General features: G+C 56.6%; 22 protein-coding genes and 1 pseudogene. 17 read left to right on the top strand and 6 right to left on the bottom strand.

Annotated elements, in window-relative coordinates:
* Window positions 1–4: 4 nt before the first annotated feature.
* From ACAW74_RS25715 to ACAW74_RS25635, 17 genes are all read left to right on the top strand, one after another.
* Window positions 5–421, top strand: coding sequence for a hypothetical protein (locus ACAW74_RS25715; RefSeq protein WP_370701137.1), 417 nt, complete (start codon window positions 5–7; stop codon window positions 419–421).
* A 2-nt stretch (window positions 422–423) separates the two neighbouring features.
* On the top strand, window positions 424–894 hold the full coding sequence (locus ACAW74_RS25710; protein WP_370701136.1) for a hypothetical protein: 471 nt from the start codon (window positions 424–426) through the stop codon (window positions 892–894).
* Window positions 894–1,385: a M15 family metallopeptidase domain-containing protein gene (locus ACAW74_RS25705; protein WP_370701135.1), complete on the top strand. Its 492-nt coding sequence runs from the start codon at window positions 894–896 to the stop codon at window positions 1,383–1,385. The genes ACAW74_RS25710 and ACAW74_RS25705 overlap by 1 nt, the downstream gene beginning before the upstream one ends.
* Before the next feature lie 60 nt (window positions 1,386–1,445).
* On the top strand, window positions 1,446–1,805 hold the full coding sequence (locus ACAW74_RS25700; protein WP_370701134.1) for a hypothetical protein: 360 nt from the start codon (window positions 1,446–1,448) through the stop codon (window positions 1,803–1,805).
* A gap of 47 nt (window positions 1,806–1,852) precedes the next feature.
* Complete coding sequence (locus tag ACAW74_RS25695) at window positions 1,853–1,987, top strand: hypothetical protein (protein WP_370701133.1); 135 nt, start codon at window positions 1,853–1,855, stop codon at window positions 1,985–1,987.
* Window positions 1,987–3,930 (top strand): tape measure protein, encoded by a 1,944-nt coding sequence (locus ACAW74_RS25690; RefSeq protein ID WP_370701132.1) that lies wholly within the window; start codon window positions 1,987–1,989, stop codon window positions 3,928–3,930. The genes ACAW74_RS25695 and ACAW74_RS25690 overlap by 1 nt, the downstream gene beginning before the upstream one ends.
* Entirely contained in the window at window positions 3,927–4,376 is a 450-nt protein-coding gene (locus tag ACAW74_RS25685; RefSeq protein WP_370701131.1) for a DUF6046 domain-containing protein, read from the top strand. Before ACAW74_RS25690 ends, ACAW74_RS25685 begins: the two co-directional genes overlap by 4 nt.
* Window positions 4,377–4,391: 15 nt before the next feature.
* The gene (locus ACAW74_RS25680) at window positions 4,392–5,423 is read left to right on the top strand and encodes a hypothetical protein (protein WP_370701130.1); all 1,032 of its coding nucleotides are present in this window, start codon (window positions 4,392–4,394) and stop codon (window positions 5,421–5,423) included.
* Between the two features lie 54 nt (window positions 5,424–5,477).
* Window positions 5,478–6,032 carry a hypothetical protein gene (locus ACAW74_RS25675; RefSeq protein ID WP_370701129.1) on the top strand — a complete coding sequence of 185 codons (555 nt, stop codon included), beginning with the start codon at window positions 5,478–5,480 and terminating at the stop codon, window positions 6,030–6,032.
* The gene (locus tag ACAW74_RS25670) at window positions 6,029–6,307 is read left to right on the top strand and encodes a hypothetical protein (protein ID WP_370701128.1); all 279 of its coding nucleotides are present in this window, start codon (window positions 6,029–6,031) and stop codon (window positions 6,305–6,307) included. Before ACAW74_RS25675 ends, ACAW74_RS25670 begins: the two co-directional genes overlap by 4 nt.
* A complete protein-coding gene (locus ACAW74_RS25665; protein WP_370701127.1) occupies window positions 6,300–6,584 on the top strand; it encodes a LysM peptidoglycan-binding domain-containing protein in 285 nt (94 codons plus the stop codon). Before ACAW74_RS25670 ends, ACAW74_RS25665 begins: the two co-directional genes overlap by 8 nt.
* Before the next feature lie 12 nt (window positions 6,585–6,596).
* Entirely contained in the window at window positions 6,597–7,421 is an 825-nt protein-coding gene (locus ACAW74_RS25660; RefSeq protein ID WP_370701126.1) for a hypothetical protein, read from the top strand.
* Between the two features lie 3 nt (window positions 7,422–7,424).
* Complete coding sequence (locus ACAW74_RS25655; RefSeq protein ID WP_370701125.1) at window positions 7,425–9,383, top strand: hypothetical protein; 1,959 nt, start codon at window positions 7,425–7,427, stop codon at window positions 9,381–9,383.
* On the top strand, window positions 9,383–10,837 hold the full coding sequence (locus ACAW74_RS25650; protein WP_370701124.1) for a hypothetical protein: 1,455 nt from the start codon (window positions 9,383–9,385) through the stop codon (window positions 10,835–10,837). The genes ACAW74_RS25655 and ACAW74_RS25650 overlap by 1 nt, the downstream gene beginning before the upstream one ends.
* A 1-nt stretch (window position 10,838) precedes the next feature.
* Window positions 10,839–11,435: a hypothetical protein gene (locus tag ACAW74_RS25645; RefSeq protein WP_370701123.1), complete on the top strand. Its 597-nt coding sequence runs from the start codon at window positions 10,839–10,841 to the stop codon at window positions 11,433–11,435.
* Between the two features lie 3 nt (window positions 11,436–11,438).
* Window positions 11,439–12,074 (top strand): hypothetical protein, encoded by a 636-nt coding sequence (locus ACAW74_RS25640; protein ID WP_370701122.1) that lies wholly within the window; start codon window positions 11,439–11,441, stop codon window positions 12,072–12,074.
* A gap of 104 nt (window positions 12,075–12,178) precedes the next feature.
* On the top strand, window positions 12,179–12,985 hold the full coding sequence (locus ACAW74_RS25635; RefSeq protein WP_370701121.1) for a DNA adenine methylase: 807 nt from the start codon (window positions 12,179–12,181) through the stop codon (window positions 12,983–12,985).
* 74 nt (window positions 12,986–13,059) lie between these two features.
* Here ACAW74_RS25635 and ACAW74_RS25630 read toward each other — a convergent pair whose 3' ends face one another.
* From ACAW74_RS25630 to ACAW74_RS25605, 6 genes and pseudogenes are all read right to left on the bottom strand, one after another.
* Window positions 13,060–13,257 (bottom strand): hypothetical protein, encoded by a 198-nt coding sequence (locus tag ACAW74_RS25630; RefSeq protein WP_370701120.1) that lies wholly within the window; start codon window positions 13,255–13,257, stop codon window positions 13,060–13,062.
* A 60-nt stretch (window positions 13,258–13,317) separates the two neighbouring features.
* Window positions 13,318–13,572: a hypothetical protein gene (locus tag ACAW74_RS25625; RefSeq protein ID WP_370701119.1), complete on the bottom strand. Its 255-nt coding sequence runs from the start codon at window positions 13,570–13,572 to the stop codon at window positions 13,318–13,320.
* A gap of 310 nt (window positions 13,573–13,882) precedes the next feature.
* Window positions 13,883–14,284 (bottom strand): hypothetical protein, encoded by a 402-nt coding sequence (locus ACAW74_RS25620; protein WP_370701118.1) that lies wholly within the window; start codon window positions 14,282–14,284, stop codon window positions 13,883–13,885.
* 217 nt (window positions 14,285–14,501) lie between these two features.
* Complete coding sequence (locus ACAW74_RS25615; RefSeq protein WP_370701117.1) at window positions 14,502–14,717, bottom strand: hypothetical protein; 216 nt, start codon at window positions 14,715–14,717, stop codon at window positions 14,502–14,504.
* A 405-nt stretch (window positions 14,718–15,122) separates the two neighbouring features.
* Window positions 15,123–16,619, bottom strand: a pseudogene (locus ACAW74_RS25610) (DUF7133 domain-containing protein); the annotation flags it as partial.
* Between the two features lie 242 nt (window positions 16,620–16,861).
* Window positions 16,862–17,869: a homoserine O-acetyltransferase family protein gene (locus tag ACAW74_RS25605; RefSeq protein WP_370701116.1), complete on the bottom strand. Its 1,008-nt coding sequence runs from the start codon at window positions 17,867–17,869 to the stop codon at window positions 16,862–16,864.
* Window positions 17,870–17,879 lie beyond the last annotated feature (10 nt).

The raw sequence follows: 17,879 nt of genomic DNA, 5'->3' as shown, positions 1-17,879 counted from the left end.
GATCATGCCACAATTTAATAGTGAACAATACTCTTGGTCGAGCGTGACGGTGCAGATCGGCAGCGACATCATCGTGGAGTGCCAGGGCATCAGCTACAAGACCAATCAGGAGAAGGGCTTCGTGTACGGTAAGGGCAATAATCCCCTCTCGATCCAGCGCGGCAACAAGTCCAACGAGGGTAGCGTGAAGGTGCTCCAGAACACGCTCGAACGCCTGATCCAGAAAGCGCCCAACAAAGACCTGAATGATTACCGGGGTCTGACCTGCTCGATCAGCTACGAGGCCGAAGACGGCCGCACGGTGGTCGACAACATCCTCGGTATGGAGTTCACCGACGTCGAGAAGGCCATCGAGCAGGGCAAGACCTTCATGGAGGTCGACTTGCCCTTCATCTTCCTGCAAATGAAGTACGACGTGTAATTATGAGAAAATTCTGGAAATCGTTCGATTCATCGAACCTGCCTTTAATCATCTTCAGCATTGTCGCCAGCGCGGTCATGCTCTATCCGGATGCACTGATCCTCAAGCGGACGATGCTGTTAATCGAGAAGGCGTGGGACGCGCTTGAGCCGAAGCAGATTTCCGTGATTTTCTTCAGCCTATTGGCCAGCGTCCTGGCATCACGTCAGGATGCTGGTCTGGGCTTCGGCTTCTGGCACCGCGTCAGTAACATCATCTCCGGGTTCGCCGGGGCATCGCTGGTAGGGATGGGCCTCCTGGAAACCGGTTGCCCGCAATGGCTGGCCACTGGCCTTTCTTACCTGGCTGGCCACTGTGCGAACCGAATCATCAACGCCGTCATCACGGCAGCCAAACAGGCTGAAGGCGATCCGATTGACTTCGCTAAGCGAGTCATCGCCTTAGTCTGGTTCTGGAAAAATCCGAACTCCTAATGGGCGTTTCACGCGACATCAAACAGTGCGTACCCCTCCTTCAAACGGTATGGAAGTACGTCAGTGAACACTATCCGAAACGGTATCCCGAAGCGCCTCGACTGATCCTGGTCGAGACGTTTCGGAGCCTGGCCGTGCAGGAAGCCTACTACGCTCAGGGCCGCAAGTCTCAGGCCCAAATCAACAAGCTGCGCGAAGCGGCGGGCCTGTACCTGCTCGATGCCGACGAGGCCAAGCGGATCATCACCAAAAAGCAGCCCGGCACCAGCAATCACGGTGCCGTCGACGCCAATGGCCAACCGGCGAGTCGGGCCTTCGACGTGGGCTTCGTGGATAAGGAAGGCAAAATGGATTGGTCGGAGCGTAATTATCAGCGCGTGGCCACCATCATCCGGGAAGCCTTTCCAGCCGTGACCTGGGGAGCCGATTGGGACCAAGACGGTCAGACCAGCGACGAGAAATTCATTGACATGCCTCACTTCGAGGTCTAGTGCCTGGCGTTTAAACGCCGTTTAAACAGTTCGTTTCCACACCCCAATAAGTTAAATCCAATGCCTAAGCAGCAACCCAACGACCTGACGGTCGAGCAACTCAAAGAAAAGTACGGCGAGGTTCATCAGATTTCGGTCGAACGCAAGCCCGTCAAGTACGACCCCTACAAAGCGCCTACGGCCGACGACGAGGAGATTGAAGACGCCGTCGTTGCCTACATCCGCAAGCCGAATGACCGCGAACTCGGCCACGCCATGTCGAAGCTCCCGGCCATCATCGAGGCGGGGAAAGTGATCGTAAAGAACTGCTTTGTCGGCGGCGATGAAGCGATCCTCAATGAACCGGCGCTGCTGACGGCGGCGGCGCTGCAATGCGTCGAGCTGCTTGAAACCCGGAACGCCCGGATAAAAAAGCTCTAGACGACTGGCCTCCGATCACGGACCAGTCGGGCGGTGGGCTTACCGCAATGGGTGCCCAAATCCGCTACCTGTTTAAGATCGATCCGGATACGCTCGATGAGGTCGAGTTCGTCCGGCTCTGGCGCGAAGCCGATTACATCATCAAGTCATTCAAGCTGATTACGGCTGACCCAAAAAAGTAATGAACTACGAGTTCCTCTTCAAGCTGCGCGATCTGATCAGCCCGGCCCTGATGCAAGTTCAGGGCCGGTTTGATGGTGTCCTGGGCCGAATGCGGAACGGGATGTCGCGCTTTCAGGGCATGATCAGCCGCTCGGCGACGACCATCGGCCAGTTGCGCGATAAGCTGATGGGCCTCGGCTCGGCCAACCGCACCATCGACGGCCTGAACAAACGTCTCGATGAACTGACCAAACGCCGCGATGTGACCACCTCCTGGTCGGGGCTTCGCACTCTAAACCGGCAGATCGAGCAGACCGAAAAGAAGCTGGAGCGAATGCGGTCCGTTGGAAGGACGGACGGCGAGAAAGGCTGGTTCGGGAACATGATGGGCAAGGCCGCGCCGTTTTTGGGTGCGGCGGCGCTCGGTGCAGGTGCGATCTCGTTTGCTCAGTCGGGCATGGATCGGGAGCAGACGAAGGTTGCGTTCGAGCAGTTCGTCGGCAAACAGGGCGTCGACCCGCTCATGGGGCAGCTCAACAAGTTCGCCGACGTGACACCCTACAGCAATGAGGATGTGTACGGCTCAGCCCGGACGCTCCTTTCGGCGAAGGTCAACCCGGCTCAGCTTAATTCGGTGATGACTCAGATCGGCAACATGGCCGCTGTAAGCCAGAAGGATTTTGGTGAGTTATCGGCGGCTTATGGCAAAATCTTGCAGAAGGGGTTCATTGACGGCGGCGAGCTTCACCAGGAATTTGGTGGTACTGCCTTGATGGACCAGTTGAAAAAGACCCTGAAGGTTGACGGCGAAGGGCTGTTTAAGATGGCCGAGAAACGCCAAATCAGAGCCGCCGATGTGGCCACCGCTATCGAGAATCTATCCGAAAAAGGTGAGCTGTATTCCGGTGGTCTCGACAAGCTCAGCCAAACGGCGGGCGGCAAATGGTCGACCTTCCTGGGTACGCTGGAGAACAAGTTCGCCACCTGGGCGGAAGGCTTGAACCCGATGCTCGGCAAGCTCTTCGACTTCGGTACGGACCTACTGAGCAAGATCGATCCGATGCTGGAGAAGCTCCAGCCCGTCTTTGCGGTCATCCGCGACGGCATGATGCAGGTCTGGGATGCCACCGCTCCCCTGCGTGATCTGTTCGGCCAATTGTGGGATGTGATCGTGAACCTCTTTGCTGCCTTCGGCAACCTGACGGGTGGCGCGTCGGGTCTCTCGACGGTTTTCGACATCCTCTCGGCCGTAGTCTGGACGATCTCGACCGCGCTGAAGTACGTGGGCCAGTTGGTTCTCTGGCTGGCCGACTCGTGGATCGTGAAGCTGATCGGCGTTGTCTGGCTGTGCGTCCGGGCCTGGTCGGCCTTAAACGTGGCGATGGCTGCGAACCCGATTGGTCTGACCGTCGTCGCCCTGGCGGCGCTAATCGCCGGGCTGAAATACGCCTGGGACCATGTCGAAGGGTTCCGGCGCGCGATCCTGACGTTGTGGGAAGTGGCCAAATCGATCTTCAGCCGCCTGGGTCAATTGATGCTGGCGGGCATGACGATGGATATCCCCAAAATCATCAGCCTGGTCGCCGACGCCTGGAAAGAAGGGACAGCGAAGGGTGGCGCTGCTTACCGGGCCGATCACGAGGAGCGGTTCGGGAAACTGGCCGACCGGCGCGCTGGGCGCAACAAACGCTTGGCCGAGGTCAACCCGACCGGTGTCGGTGCGGCGGCGGGTAAAGGGGCGGCGGGTGCGGCGGGTGGTGGCGGTACAGTAGGCGACAAAGCGGGCCTCTCAGCCACGACGGGCGGCACCAAATCAACGACCGTTAACATCCACCTGGAGGCACTGGTGAAGGGCTTGACCATGAACGTGGCCGACGCCAAAGTGGGCGTCGAGGAGCTGAAGAACATGGTCATCGATGAATTAACCCGCGTTCTGGCCGGTAGCCAGGCAGCGGCGCAATGAAGAGCGAGGTAATTGTTCCGTCGACCGGCATGGTCATGCAGTGCCCGGTGTCGATCTCGATCAAACGCGACGGCTCCGATGCCTGGACATTGCCCCTTGAACCCACCGTCAGCGTCAGCGGTGGGGCCACCATCGTGCGACGCCAGGTCAACTCAGCCGCTGGCCGGGTGGGCAGCGTCAAGGAGGAATGGAGCCAGAACGATCCGCAAATCAGCGTGTCGGGTGTCCTGATTGGCGAAGGCGAGTATCCCGAAACCGACGTCGCGGACCTGAAGAAAATGCTCACGTCGGGCGTCAACCTGCAAATCCGCTGCGTGTTGCTCGACACGCTCGGCATTACCCAAATGACCGTCGAGAGCTGGGATTTTCCCGCCACGTCGGGCCTTGAAAATCAGACCTACACCTTCAGCGGCTACGCTGATACGGACTTTGAGCTTTTAATCTAACCAATCCACAATCCAATGAAACGCTTCCTAGTCATCGGCACCATCGGTGCCACTCTGGCCGTCTCTCACCTTGCCACCGCTGCTATGTTTAAAATGACGCACGAGATCACGATTGGGTCTCACAAGCTGTCGGCCGTCGAGTCGGTCGTTGTCGAGTCGTCAACTGAGTTGCTGGCCGACGAAGCCACGATCACCATTCCGGCCAAATACCTCAACCAGGCGCTGGCCATCGAGTCACAGATTAAGCGCGGCGACGCGGTCACGATCCGGCTTGGTTACGACGGGCAAAACCCCGTCCGGTTTACCGGGTTCGTGACGGCGCTGAAGCCGAACGCGCCTTTTGTGATTAAGTGCCAGGATGGAGCCTACCTGCTCCGGAAGGGCATACCCGACAAGACCTTCAAAAAGTGCAGCGTCCGTCAGGTGCTCGATTACGTGGTCGACCAGGTCAACAAACAGGGTGAACAAAGCCTGACGGTTGTTGGCGACGCCGGGCAAATGCAGCTCGACTCCTTTACCATCGTCTCGGCCACCGGCATCCAGGTGCTGGAGAAGCTCAAAGACCTCGGCCTGGCGCTCTATTGCAAAGGCAACGAGGTGCGGTGCCACCTGCGCTATACCGAGAAAACCGGCGACGTCCGCTACGACTTTACCCGGAACGTGGAGACCAGCGACGATCTGGAGTTCGTCCGGGCCGACGACATCAAGGTCAAAGTCGAGGTGATCGGCGGCGGTAAGAAGAAGAAAGGCAAGGCCGAAGGTGGCCAGGATGGCGGCGAGAAGGTAACGCTCCACAAACCCAATGTGAGCGACACGGCCACGCTGAACAAGATCGTCAAGGAGGAGCTGAAGAAACGATCGTTCGACGGGTTTCGCGGGTCGCTGAAGACCTGGCTCGTGCCGTTCGTGGAGGTCGGCTACACCGCGCGCCTGGCTGATCCTAGTTATCCGGATCGTGCCGGTGCCTACTATGTGACGTCCGTGAAAACCGAGTTCAGTTCGTCGGGTGGGCGGTGTACCGTTGGCCTGGGCATCAAGGTCTCCTAACCAAACAAAATTCTGAACAGATCCGTCGGCCGGCCGAGGATATCCAAATAATCTATGGAACGTGAAGCCAACCTAGTCGGCGCATTCAAAGGGCTGGTGCCTCCGGCTCCTATTCAGGTACGTCCCGCGACGGTGGTTTCTGTCGAGGGACGTACCTGTACGGTCGACATTGTGGGCACGGACTTGACGTCGGTCGACGGCGTGAACCTGTGCGCCGACGAGGAAGGCGAGGAGGGGCTACTACTGACGCCGAAGGTCGGGAGCCTGGTGTACGTGGCCATGCTGGAAAACTCATCGGGTTCGCTGTTCGTGTGCCTGGCCACTGAACTCGAAAGCCTCGACGCCACGATTGGCAAAGCCTCGATCCACCTGGAGGCCGACGAAACGACGGTGCAGCATGATCAGGCCGTGATCCGGTTGTCGGGTGGCGTGGTCACCATCGAGAACAACACCACTAACCTGGCCAGTCTATGCGCCGATCTGCTCGGCATTCTGGAATCGTTTCAGGTCGTTTGCGCCTCGCCAGGCGCGCCATCGCCATCGGTGTTTCCGGCCACGCTGGCCAAGATCACGACCCTCAAAGCCAAGTTTAAGCAGCTTTTAAAATGAAAGACCTCCAACTCATCGATGGCGAGGTGACCATCGTCGGCGGCGCGATCCAGGCGCACGACAGTGTCCAGCGCCACCGGGTCGATCTGCTTCGCTTTAATAAGGGCGATAACGTATTCTTTCCTACGCTCGGCGTGGGGATCATGAGCTACCTCAACGATAACGAGACGCTGCCCGGCGTCGGCGGCGCGCTCCGATCCGAGTGCAACCGCGACGGGATCACCCCACCGCGCAAGGTCGACGTCGTCGGCCAAACGATTACCCTCTATGACTAGCAGCTACACCGTGCAGGAAGGCCAGAGCCTGGCCAACATCGCCGTCGAAGTATACGGCGACGTGGCGGGCGTGTTCTGGCTGCTGGCCGACAACCGCGACCTCAAGCATCTGTCGGATCGGCTGTTTGCCGGTCAGGTACTCACGCTTCGGGCCGATGTGCTCAATACCCGCGCCCGGACGTACCTGGCCGACTTTGCCCCCTTCGCCACCATCGAGGACATCGACAAGCCAGTCGGTATCGGTTACTGGCGGATCGGGGAATTTCCAATTTCTTAATTAGCCACACCCATGCGTACCGAAGCACAGATTATCGCCGAGCAGGATGCTGTCCAGGCCACTATACCCGAACTGGCCACGCTCGACACCAACTCATCCACCGGGTTCTTTCCGTACCTGAAGAAAATGTTTGCCCTGCTGACGATGGCGCTCGAAGCCCTGATCGATCAGTTGGGCGCTGACCTGACGGCTGAGCTGGATGCCAAACAGGTGGGCTCGTTAACCTGGTACGTCGCTCAGGCCAAAGCGTTCCAGTATGGGGAACGTACCCAGGTCATTGGCGGTCGCGTGGGTTACGCCACCGTTGATGCCACCAAACAGATCGTTAAACAGTCCGCTGCCGTCGAGGAAGGTGGCAGGCTCACCATCAAGGCCGTGAAGGCGGGCGGCGGTGGGCTGATCCCGTTGACGGCCGATGAACAGACTGCTTTTGCCGAGTACATGGGTCTGGTCAAATACGCCGGGGTTCAGCTCTCGATCCTGTCGCTCTTCGCCGAAGAGTTGGGCTTGGACATCAACGTAAAGATCGACCGTCAGGTGCTGGCTCCCAACGGGGCGCTGCTCAAAGACTCGGCCCGGTTCCCGGTGCTGGAGGGCATCGCCACGTACCTGGCGGCGTTGCCCTTCGATTCGGTGCTCTCCTGGACGCTGCTCACCGACTACATGCAGACGGTGCCAGGCGTGGTCGACTTCGTGATCGTTCAGGCCCGGAGCCGCGCTGGTCAGGCCAACGACCCGATCAATGGCCTGACGTGGGTGCCCTTCGTCGGCTCTTACACGTCGCGGTCTGGTCACATGCGCCTGGTTGCCGCTGAATCTACCATCCGTTACGCCTAGCCCATGTTCGATCTAATCAGTTTTATCCGGCAATACCTACCGCCGACGTGGCGGAAATCGCGCACCATCGCGATGATTCAGGTCTTGCTTTCTCCGATCACCACGCTGTTCACCCGCGCTCAGGTGCTTTCTGAGACGCTCCTGTTCAAGGCCGGTGCCGGTGGTCAGGTGGCCACGCTGGAGTATGCCCTGAACCTAGCCGCTGGCCTGGACAGTGGCGTGATCTACATTGTCGACGGCAACTTCATCGACCACGAGTTTCAGATCGTTGTACCCGCGACGCTGTCGGCCAACGTGATCAGCCAGCTTCGTGACACGGTCGACGCGCTGAAGCTGCCGTCCAAACGGTACAAGGTTGTCACCGAGATCGAGTGGGGGGGCGGCGGCGATCCGGGCACCGGTGGCACCGACTTCGCCTTCCGGCCAGGTTATCCACGCATCGAAAACGGTCAGATCATTGTCGGCCTGGAGCCGGGTGGTGAGTTCGAGATCGGCTTCAGCCGGGAAGGGGTGGCGCTGGCGACGCTGCCCTATACGCTGTACACGGCCCTCGATGAGATCGTCTGGCCGAACGACTCGGCGTTGTCTGATGGCCTGTATAAAGTAACGGTGCGCGGCCTTGTCGTGACGCCGACGTCGGGTGAGATCGTGGCCACCATTACGGTCGGTTCGGGCCGGGTGTGTGACCTGGCATTTGACGACTCGACCAACGGCGGTATTTCGTTTTATGCGAACGCGATCGGAGCGGCGAACACCGACGCCACCCGCCAGGTCGAAATGTACCTCCGCTATTACAGCGCCTACCCGAACCTGGCACCGTTTGCCTACATCGTGCAGAAATCCGATGGCGCGTCGGTGGTCACCCGTCAAGGCTTCACCACCAACCCAATCCGGGAAACGATCACCCTGGCACCTGGCAACTACCGTGTGCGGGGCCGCGACAAAGATGGGTGTATGACCTCCTGGAAAGAGTTCACCGTGCCGGTGTATGCGCCAGAGGTCTGCGATTTGGCTTGGGCTTTGAACAATCCGCTTCAGGTCGTGCGCTCAGCCAGTGGCCACAATGTGACCGTCCGGGTGACGTCGACCCGGTCGGGCATTGCCCCGTATACGGTGCGGATTCGCGATAGTTCAAACAACGTCCTGCAAGCAACGGAAGTGACCACGATGCCCGCCACGGTGGCCGTGCCTTCATCCATCAGCGGCGGACTGACCATCGAAGTGAGCGACGCAAAGGGCTGTTTGGCAACAGCTCGGCCGCTGTTTTTTCCGGCAAACAGTGCCGTGAAAGGGGCGTTCAACCGCTACGGGCCGTCACGCGGGATCATGTTTTATCTCAACCCACCCGACGACGCGGGCTGGTCGGTGACGCTAATCGGGCCGAGTGGCAACGTGCTGGCTAACCTGGGCGGCGAGCGACTGATGACTCAGGTCGTGAACGAGGTGTTCCTGAATCAGTTCTGGACGCGGATGTACCAGTACAACCCTCCAGGTGGCACCACGCCGGTGGAGGCCGGTACGTACCAGATCGTATTCACGCGACAGGCTGAACCCCGCGATACGATCACCTATAGCCAGACGCTAACCAATGACAATACCAGCGGTGAGTTGACCAATGCCCCAACGCAACCACCTCCAGGCGAGGAGGAGTTGACGAGCCGCACCTTCACCGGCCGCGTCGAAATGGGCTGGCAAACCGACCCCAACTACCTGAACGTGGTGCCGGTGCTTGGCAACGATGGCATCGTGCGGGTGACGAACTCGGCCAGCTTTAGCGTGCCCGGCGACCGGCTGCTCAAGTACGTCGTCAACGGTGGGGTGCTGGACTCACTGTCAGGTTGGCAAGGGCTACCCGGTGAGCCGACCCTGATCCTGATGCTGTTTGTCCGGCCGTCTGATCCTGATTATACAGAGCGCGGCAATTCATCTATCCACATCGAGAGTTCTTTCACCGTATACTAATGACTGTAGTCGCTAAAGTGTTGCATTACCCGGAATTGTCGTATGGCCAGCTCTCGCAAGGCCATACGCTCCGGACGACCTTGCCACCTGGTAAGAAATTGATTTATACGCCACCGCTGAACCTGAACCCGCAAGAGTATTTAGCGGCCGGTGCCACCGCGATCAATGTCAATGATGGGGTCGTGGGGACGAACTTTAATATCGGCTCGGAGCTTCGCGGCGTGTGTGGTAACTCGGATTTTATCCGGGAATATGGCATCAACGTATTGGGGGGGAAATGGCTGAAAGATTGGACCGAGCAGGAGGTTCGGGACTGTGCCCGTCGTCACCTGTCTAATCCCGTTCAACTGAAGAAGGAATGGACGAGCCAGGCGGGTGAAGCGTATGGCGAAAACATCCCCTTTGGTCTGGCTGATGGCTCCTGGCAGAAACGAGTACTCGAAGAGGAGACAGCCAAGATTCTGGATTCGTATGGCTATAATTATTGGAGCCAGTACCGGGGCGTGGTGCTGACGCGTTCGTTTACGACTGACTTCGACAAAAACGCCATCGAGGTGCTTCGGCCGGGCTTCACAAACACCGCTGAGGCGCTTCGGCTTTGTCGGATGTCGACGGCCGACGACTACTTCTGGGAAGCCTGGAAATTCCGGAGGGCTATCATTACCAGCTACTACTCCGGGAATATCAATCCTCAGAAGTTTTTCGCGGGTCATTTGACCGACATAGCTCTCTATCGTCAGGCTTGTATCGAGTTAGGCGCGAAAGCCGTCGCCAACGACGTGCTCGGCTTTGGCTGGTATGGCGAATACCAGACAATGGACCAGGACGTCTGGCATGTTACGTATATAGTAACCGGCTATCCCGATGGTGGCTTCTCGCTACATACGCGCCCGCCACGTTACCCCATGCCGGTGAACGTGGGGCTGGCCTTGATCGACCTACTGTTACTGACGGGTTTGTTTGCCTGGGAGTCGACCTTGATGGTAGGCACTAATAAGAACTACATCTACCCTAACAATAGGGACATCGGCAATGCAGGGCGTTATTATGGCGGCTCAAATCCGGCGTTTTCTGAAGGGACAGCCTACTGGCAACCTTCCCACAACGCCGGATATGCTCCTCATCCATTAGGCTATCAGGATGCCCCGCTGGTTGCCGGAAAGTGGCTGTCGATTGCCTACCGACACGCGGGTTTAGGGAATATTCGCTGGTGCCGGGGGAAACGCTCCAGCTCTAACAATTTCTTCAGCAACGATCCGTCGTATGTGATCGATCGCTACCAACAAGATCAGCCCTGGTTTCTGGAGGGTGGCAATGGCTCAAAAGGCTGGCTCCTGGTCCTCGACTTTTCGGGCACCTACGGCGAGATCAGGGATTGGGACATCGATACGTCGCTAGGTATTACATCAATTCGTCACGCGTCGGGTACATCCCGGCTCTATCTCCTTAACTAATATGGCTGTTGTAAGCAGAGCCACGCTCTACACCATCTTCGGGGTGCTCGGCAAGATTCCCGGCGCTCAGGACTTCAAAAACTGGCTGGACTCCTACGTCCACAAAGACGAATTGGCCGAAGTGAACGCGGCCACCATCAACCGCAAGATCACTGCCTACGATCAGGGTTTGCGAACCGAATCGAACGCGCTGTTTGTGTCGACCCTTGGTGATATGCTGAAGGCTTTCGCTCAGTGGCCACGCGGTCAACGCCTGATCGATTTTATCACGTCGGCGGGCTTGGATTGGTCGAAGATCAACAACCGTCCGGCAGCGGTGGCCCTGCGCTGGAATGAGCAGATCGTCTCCGTCGACCCGACCTCGACGGCGTTCGGTGCCATCGGCTCGTACCGGCCGAGCGACTTCACCGTCACCAAATGGCTGCTTAGCGAAGTGGCGGCACGTACCACCGGCACGATGGTGATCATCGACATGCAGGTGTCGCGCAAGCTCACCGGTGCCACCACTGAGACGAACTCAGTCGTCACCCCTGCAATGGTGGTCGACGTCATTACGAAAGTCAAGATCGGGGTTAACCCATCTGTTAACTTAACTTAGGTCATGGAAACCAGAATTTTGATTGTCAATAAAGACGGCTTCTTCTCGGCATTGCCCTCCGAGGCCGAATACCTGGAAGGTGGTTACCTCGACCACGCCAGCATGTTTCTTACCTATAAAATTGTCGTCAGCCCGGACGATTTTATGATGATTCACGCCCTTCGCAATGACTTGATCATCATTGGCCCGGACCTGCCCATCAAACACCCGGAGCAGATCATCGACGTCGACCATCAGTATGTCGAGCTGAAGCCCTACGGTGCGGACGCCTGGTCGTTCCAGCGCGTGACGATTCCGGAAGCGGCTTACCTGGCTGAAGCCAAACGCGGCCGACTAAGTCAGTTGGCGAATGAGGAGGGTAAAGGCTTCAGCGTAACGACGCCGCTGTTTGGGGAAGCCCGCACGTTTGACAGCGCGACGCTGGCCGGACTTCGTTCGTGGGTGGTGCCCGATGGCCAGACGATCAACTTGCCGTCAACGCGTCAGGGCATGACCTCGGTCGATCCCTACAATCAGGAGCAGATCACGCAACTGATAGCCCTGTATGATCAGGAGCGGGCAACCTTCCATAACAGCTTAATGGCGCGGGTTGGTCAGGTTCACCAGGCCACGTCGCGGGCCGAGTTAGCCGTCATTTAAACGGCGTTTAAGGGGTCGTTAAAAATAGCCAGTCGAACCTTTGGTCGGCTGGCTATTTGCTTTGTAATATGCATTCAGTTTCATCTAAAACATCCACACGTAACATGACACAGACTGCCACACCCCCACCCGTCCGCTACTACGGCGGCAAAACGCGGATGCTGAAGCATCTGCTCCCACTGATCCCGAAGCATCGCACCTACGTCGAGGCGTTTGTCGGCGGCGGCTCTCTCTACTGGTCGAAGGAGCCGAGCGACTTCGAGGTGCTCAATGATACCAACCGCCAGGTACTGGATTTCTATAGAGCGATTAAGTATGATTTCAAGTCGCTGGCCAACTTGATCGATCAGACCTTTCACAGCCGCCATCAGTACAACGAGTCGAAAGAGGTCTATAATGATGAAGAGGCCACGACCCTCGATATGGCTTGGGCGGTGTGGGTACAGGCAAACCAGGGCTTTGCAGGTATTATGAACCACTCTTGGGGTTATAGTCGGGATGCGTCCTCAACCCTAGCGGTTTACAACAAGAAGAAGCGGTTTATTGATGCCTACCAGCAACGCATGAAGCACACGACCATCGAGTGCCGCGACGCGCTGAAGGTGATCGAGGTCTTTGACTCACCCAACACGTTTATCTACCTCGACCCTCCCTACGTCAGCAGCGACCAGGGCCACTATGGCGGGTATACTGAGCAAGACTTCCGCAACCTGCTCGACAGGTGTGCGACGATGCAGGGCAAGTTCTTGCTGAGCAGCTACCCGGAGTCGATCCTAAAGGAGTACCGCGAACGCTACGGCTGGCAGACTCGTGACATTGAGCAGACGTTGGCCGTGACGGGTAAGCGCACAGGACCAGCCAAGAAAAAGGTCGAGTGCTTGACTTGGAATTACGACCTGAAGCAGGTGTAGCTATGTTTTCACCGCTAGTAAAGAGAAACGCCCGGACCAGTAATGGTCCGGGCGTTTTGTATGGGTAGTTGACCTTATGCAGCGTATTCGTAACCGGCCTTGTGCAGAATGCTGGCGTCGCGGTTTGACAACACCCAAAATTTGCCGTTATCGCCAAGTACCGTGGCCCATTTTGAAGGTTGATGGCATCCGTAGATGTAAGTCTGAGCGGCGGCGGGTGATGAAAATTCGGCGCGGAGGCTACGGGTGGCGGTGATCTGCTGAGCGGTCATTGTCTGTGCGTTTTAGTATGTCTAAGGTACGTCGGACACGCCGCGACACCTCATCAATTCTCACACATTGATCGTGTGGCCCTGACACGCCGGGCGTTCGTAAACCTCGACGCCACCAGGCATCTGGTAGGTCTCAGTATAGTCGGGTTTCGTCTTCCTGCGCCGCTTCACGCATCCGCACTTGGTGCAGGTCGTTTGTTCGCCCCATGCCGGTTTGCCGTCCCATTTGTGGCGTTCGTGGCCAGGCACCACGCGCGGCGGTTTGGCCTCGAAGAGGTGAAAGGTGCCGAGTTCGGGTGTGTAGTAGAAGCTCATCTTAGTAGGTGCTCATGCTCGGTTCCTGCGTACCGAACTGCCAACATAATTTTTAACGCATTGGAACCGCTGAGAGCCGCATTCTTAATTGCTTCGGCTAGTCCTTCGGGCGATCCGTATCGTTCGTGTTCTTGCTCGAAAATGCTAAGGATGCCGTTTACCTCAACCTCAGTAAAGAGTTTGCCTAGCATAGCACCTAACTCTTGCCTCGCTACTAATAGGCTTCTTTGCTTTGCATCATAGTCCTGACCCATTATCATCCTACTGATTGCGGCCAAGTCTTCCCGTGTAAACATGCGGCGCTCCGTGTTCATCGTTTCCCGGCGTTGTGGTTAAAGGCCCTGGTGGGTTTGTGGAACGCGGGTTCGGCTGAGGCTATCGTTGTGATAGGTAGTCGAACGACGATCATAAACCATTCTACCGCCATGAACGCCGTCTTGCCGGTGACGTCTTCAACGATGGCCGTGTCGTTGATAACCTGCTTTAGCTTGTAAATCCCAACACCGCCAACCGGCGACCAAACGAGTTGATCTTCCTTGATCTGGCCACCCATCCGAACATACTGCGCTAAACTTATCTGTGCCTCTATTGTGGCATCAGGATCGACGGGTGGTCGACGTGGCTCCATGCGGATGTTTTCGTAAGTGCCGAAGTAAGGGTCGTCACTGGATAAGTGATGGACGACCTCTTCGTTGATGTTTATAGGTCTCATCGTACAATCACTTCTTCGCGTTCAACATCTAAAGAACGTAATATGGGATGTCCCATAAACTTGCCCGGTGGATTGATAAGCGACAGATTAAACCGGGCTTTTGAGTCGTGTACTAATTCCTCCCAGGCTTCGGGGTGCATAACTATCGTCTCAGTCGGAAGGCCCCGATTCCTCCTCTCTCTAATGGCAAACCATATTGACTCTGCAATGCTCATTGCTACTGTTTTTCTGTTAGACGAAGCTGAAAACTAAAATCCGTGCCACCCAAAGTGCCACCACCACCAGATACTTCCAGCTTTCGCCCATCATCTTGCATCAATCTGTACAATCGTTTCAATACAGTCCCGCCGAGGTTTTTGTTGTCACCTGAGCAGACCAGGTAAGGCTCTCCAGTATGTTCACTAAGCACTATCTTGATTGTCGTGTTGTCCATGCTTTAGCTTGGGTAAAAAAAGATCGTCGTTCTGACGTCAATTTAAACGACTCTTAAGGCGAAAGGCAAATCGGCGCTCCAGTTCGAGACCTTCATTTGTGCAGGTTGGCGGGATGCGCTGAAGGGGCAAAATTGGACTGGCGAGGAAGGTGGCAAATCTTCGATCTGAGCGATTTGACCATTATTCTCTTAGAAAAGCAGGGCAAAAAAAAGATCGCTAAACAGCGATCAACTTAAACGGGTCTCCGTCGAAAAAGTCATTTTTGGGCCTTTTTTTGGTGTGGATAACTCTTGTCCAAGAAAGTTGATCAGCTTGTCCGGATTCGCGGGAAAGTGCAAAATCGGGTTTTAATGATTCTTTCTTTTTGGAAGTGTAATTCTTTCTTTTTCGTTTTGTGATTAATATGAGGAACTGGTCAGGCCGGCCAGGAATGGCTCTAGCGGTACGGACGCTGCAAGTGCCTTGCGGTCGGCCAGAGCGCGGAGCGCATATTCCTGCATCGTTTCGTCAGCCGTTAGTTTGACCAGATTAGGGATTCCGGCATTACCAGCTGACTGCGCATACGTATACATGGCCGCAATGCGACCCGGTAGGGCTAACCGTTTATCGGCAGCAATCGGCCAAACTGTTTTCGGTACGTTGGCATCGGCTCGGTTCAACAATTCCTGTTGAGCCGCCAGCCGGGCTACGGCGCTGTTTGAGCGCAGCAACTGGGCCAGTTTTTTGACCGACATTTTCTTGACGTTGCTAAAAGGTACGTATGTCCAGTCCTTCGGAACGGCCCGGGCTACGTACCCTTTACCAGCGTTGCCGGTGTAGCCAGCGCCGTCCCAGGCGGCTAGGTACATCCGCCCGGAGCCATCAATATCGACGTCGGTGATCTGAGGGAGTTTGATGAAGGCTTCCTCTTTTTGCGCAAAGCTGGCTCCGTCGCTTGTCACCCGGTGCAGGTAAAGCTGGTTGCGGCCCCAATCAGCCATCATCGGTACATGGTTGTATTTTTCGGGCCACGAAGGTTCATCCATGTAGAGCGAGCCAGTGCCAGATCCTCCACCCACATCGACTAGCGCTGGAATGATTTCGTTAGTAAAATGCTTAAACAGAACGGGATAGCCGTACTCGCCCGACTGAATGTGGTGTGAGAATCGAATATTCCAGCCTCCTCCGTCATTGGTGTTGTCGCGGGTAAACGTATTCATGTACGGATCGATGGCTATGTCGTAGATGTTTCGGGTACCGTGCGTGTATACCTCCATTTCGGTCCCGTCGGGCTGCACCCGGACGATACCGCCCCCTAGCATAGTCAGTTCGTTACCCGTCCGATCAACTGCCTTGTGAAACCCAAAATCGCCCACCGCAATATACACCCAGCCATCAATGCCCATCCGAATGCCATTGGTAGCGTGGTCTGTACCGCGCTTCTGGATAAAGTTTACGTTGCTGATATGCTGAATCAGGGGCTTGGACGGTCCATCGGCGACCCCATCCTGGTTTTTATCCTCAAAAACGACCAGATCCATGCCGGTCGCTTTTTTCGTTTCCGGCGAAAAGGTGGTGTGCAACACCAGTAACTGATCGCCCAGCGGCAAAATCCCCCGTGGGTTATCGACCTGAGCGAATTCCGTGTGGCTGTCCATCCGCCCATCGTTGTCTGCATCGATGAGCCGCACAATGCTTCCTTTACCGGGCTCTTTGCCCAGCGATCCCATTTTATCGACGCCCACATACACTTCGCCCGTAGGCGCCACGGCTAAACAAGCCGGGCTGGGCGTTAGCGATGGGCCTGCGAAGGCGTTCAACAGTAACTCATCGGGCCAACTGGCCGCTTTCAATAATGTATCAGGGCCTTGCCGAAATAGCGATCCATTCATTCGGAAGGAAGATGACTCTTTGGTTATCATTCCAGCCATTACCCCGAGGGTTGCCGCCCCTACTACTATTGCCCGTAACCTCATTGATTTTGATCCAGTGAACCTGCTTACGTAAGTAACACTAGGCGCATTACCTACTTGATAAGCATGGTGTAAATGTTCCTTTTTTCCCACTTATCGATTGATACCGATCTTAAAAACCTCTTTTTAAGCGACGAATGGCTGCGCTGTTGTGCTAACAGACGTACCTGGCACTAGCCAATCAAACTGGGTTAACTCATCCACTTCCGGATGATCTGGGCGAGGGGTTTGAACTCGATCAGGAAGCCGTCGTGGCCGTAGAGCGACTTGATTTCTTCGTACACCGCGTTGGGAATGTGGCGCGCCATAAACTGCTGTTCCGACGGCGGAAACAGAATGTCGGAATGAATACCGACCACCAGCGTGCGGGCTTCGATAAGGCCCAGTGCGTTGAGGATACTGCCCCGGTTGCGCCCCACGTTGTGCGAATCCATGGCTTTAGTAAGCAGCCAATACGTGAAGGCGTTGAAGCGGCTCACCAGTTTTTCGCCCTGGTATTGCTGGTAGCCCGCCGCTTTGTAATTATCCGTCTGCTCGTTGTTGTCGAGCGCCTGCGTAAAAGCGTAGGTTTCGTAGGTCCGGTAGGAGATAAGCGCCATCGACCGGGCCGCTTTCAGGCCTGCCTGACCCGCCTCAGGTACGTTGTCGGCCCAGGTAGGATCGGCTTGCAGGGCCATGCGTTGCGCTTCGTTAAAGGCAATGCCCCAGGGCGAAAACACGGCGTTGGTCGCAATCAGGATCAGGTTCTGAATAAGTTTGGGCTGCATGATGGCCCATTCAACGGCCTGTTGCCCACCCACCGAGCCGCCCACGCAGGTGTGAATCTGCTCGATGCCCAGCTCCTGCCGTAGCAGGTCCAGCGCCCCCACCATGTCGCGGATCGTCAGCGTGGGGAAATCATGGAAATAAGGTTTGCCGGTCAGCGGGTTTTCTGATAACGGTCCCGTTGAGCCGTAGCAGCCTCCGAGTACATTGGCGCACACGATAAAATACTGCGCCGGGTCGTAGAACTTACCCGGCCCGACCAGCCCGCTCCACCAGTCGCCGGGGTCGGCGTTGCCGGTGAGGGCGTGGCAAATCCAGACGACGTTGCTGCCATCCGCATTAAGGGTGCCGCGGGTAGTGTAGCCCAGCCGAAAGCCCGGCAGGGTGTCGCCCAACTCTAACGAATACGAAAACTTATAGTCGAAGTACTGCAAGGGAAGAAAG

This window comes from Fibrella musci (assembly GCF_041321105.1).
Classification (GTDB): Bacteria; Bacteroidota; Bacteroidia; order Cytophagales; family Spirosomataceae; genus Fibrella; species Fibrella musci.
The sequence above is the reverse complement of the archived record's forward strand: the minus strand, read 5'-3'. Positions and strand labels throughout refer to the sequence as shown.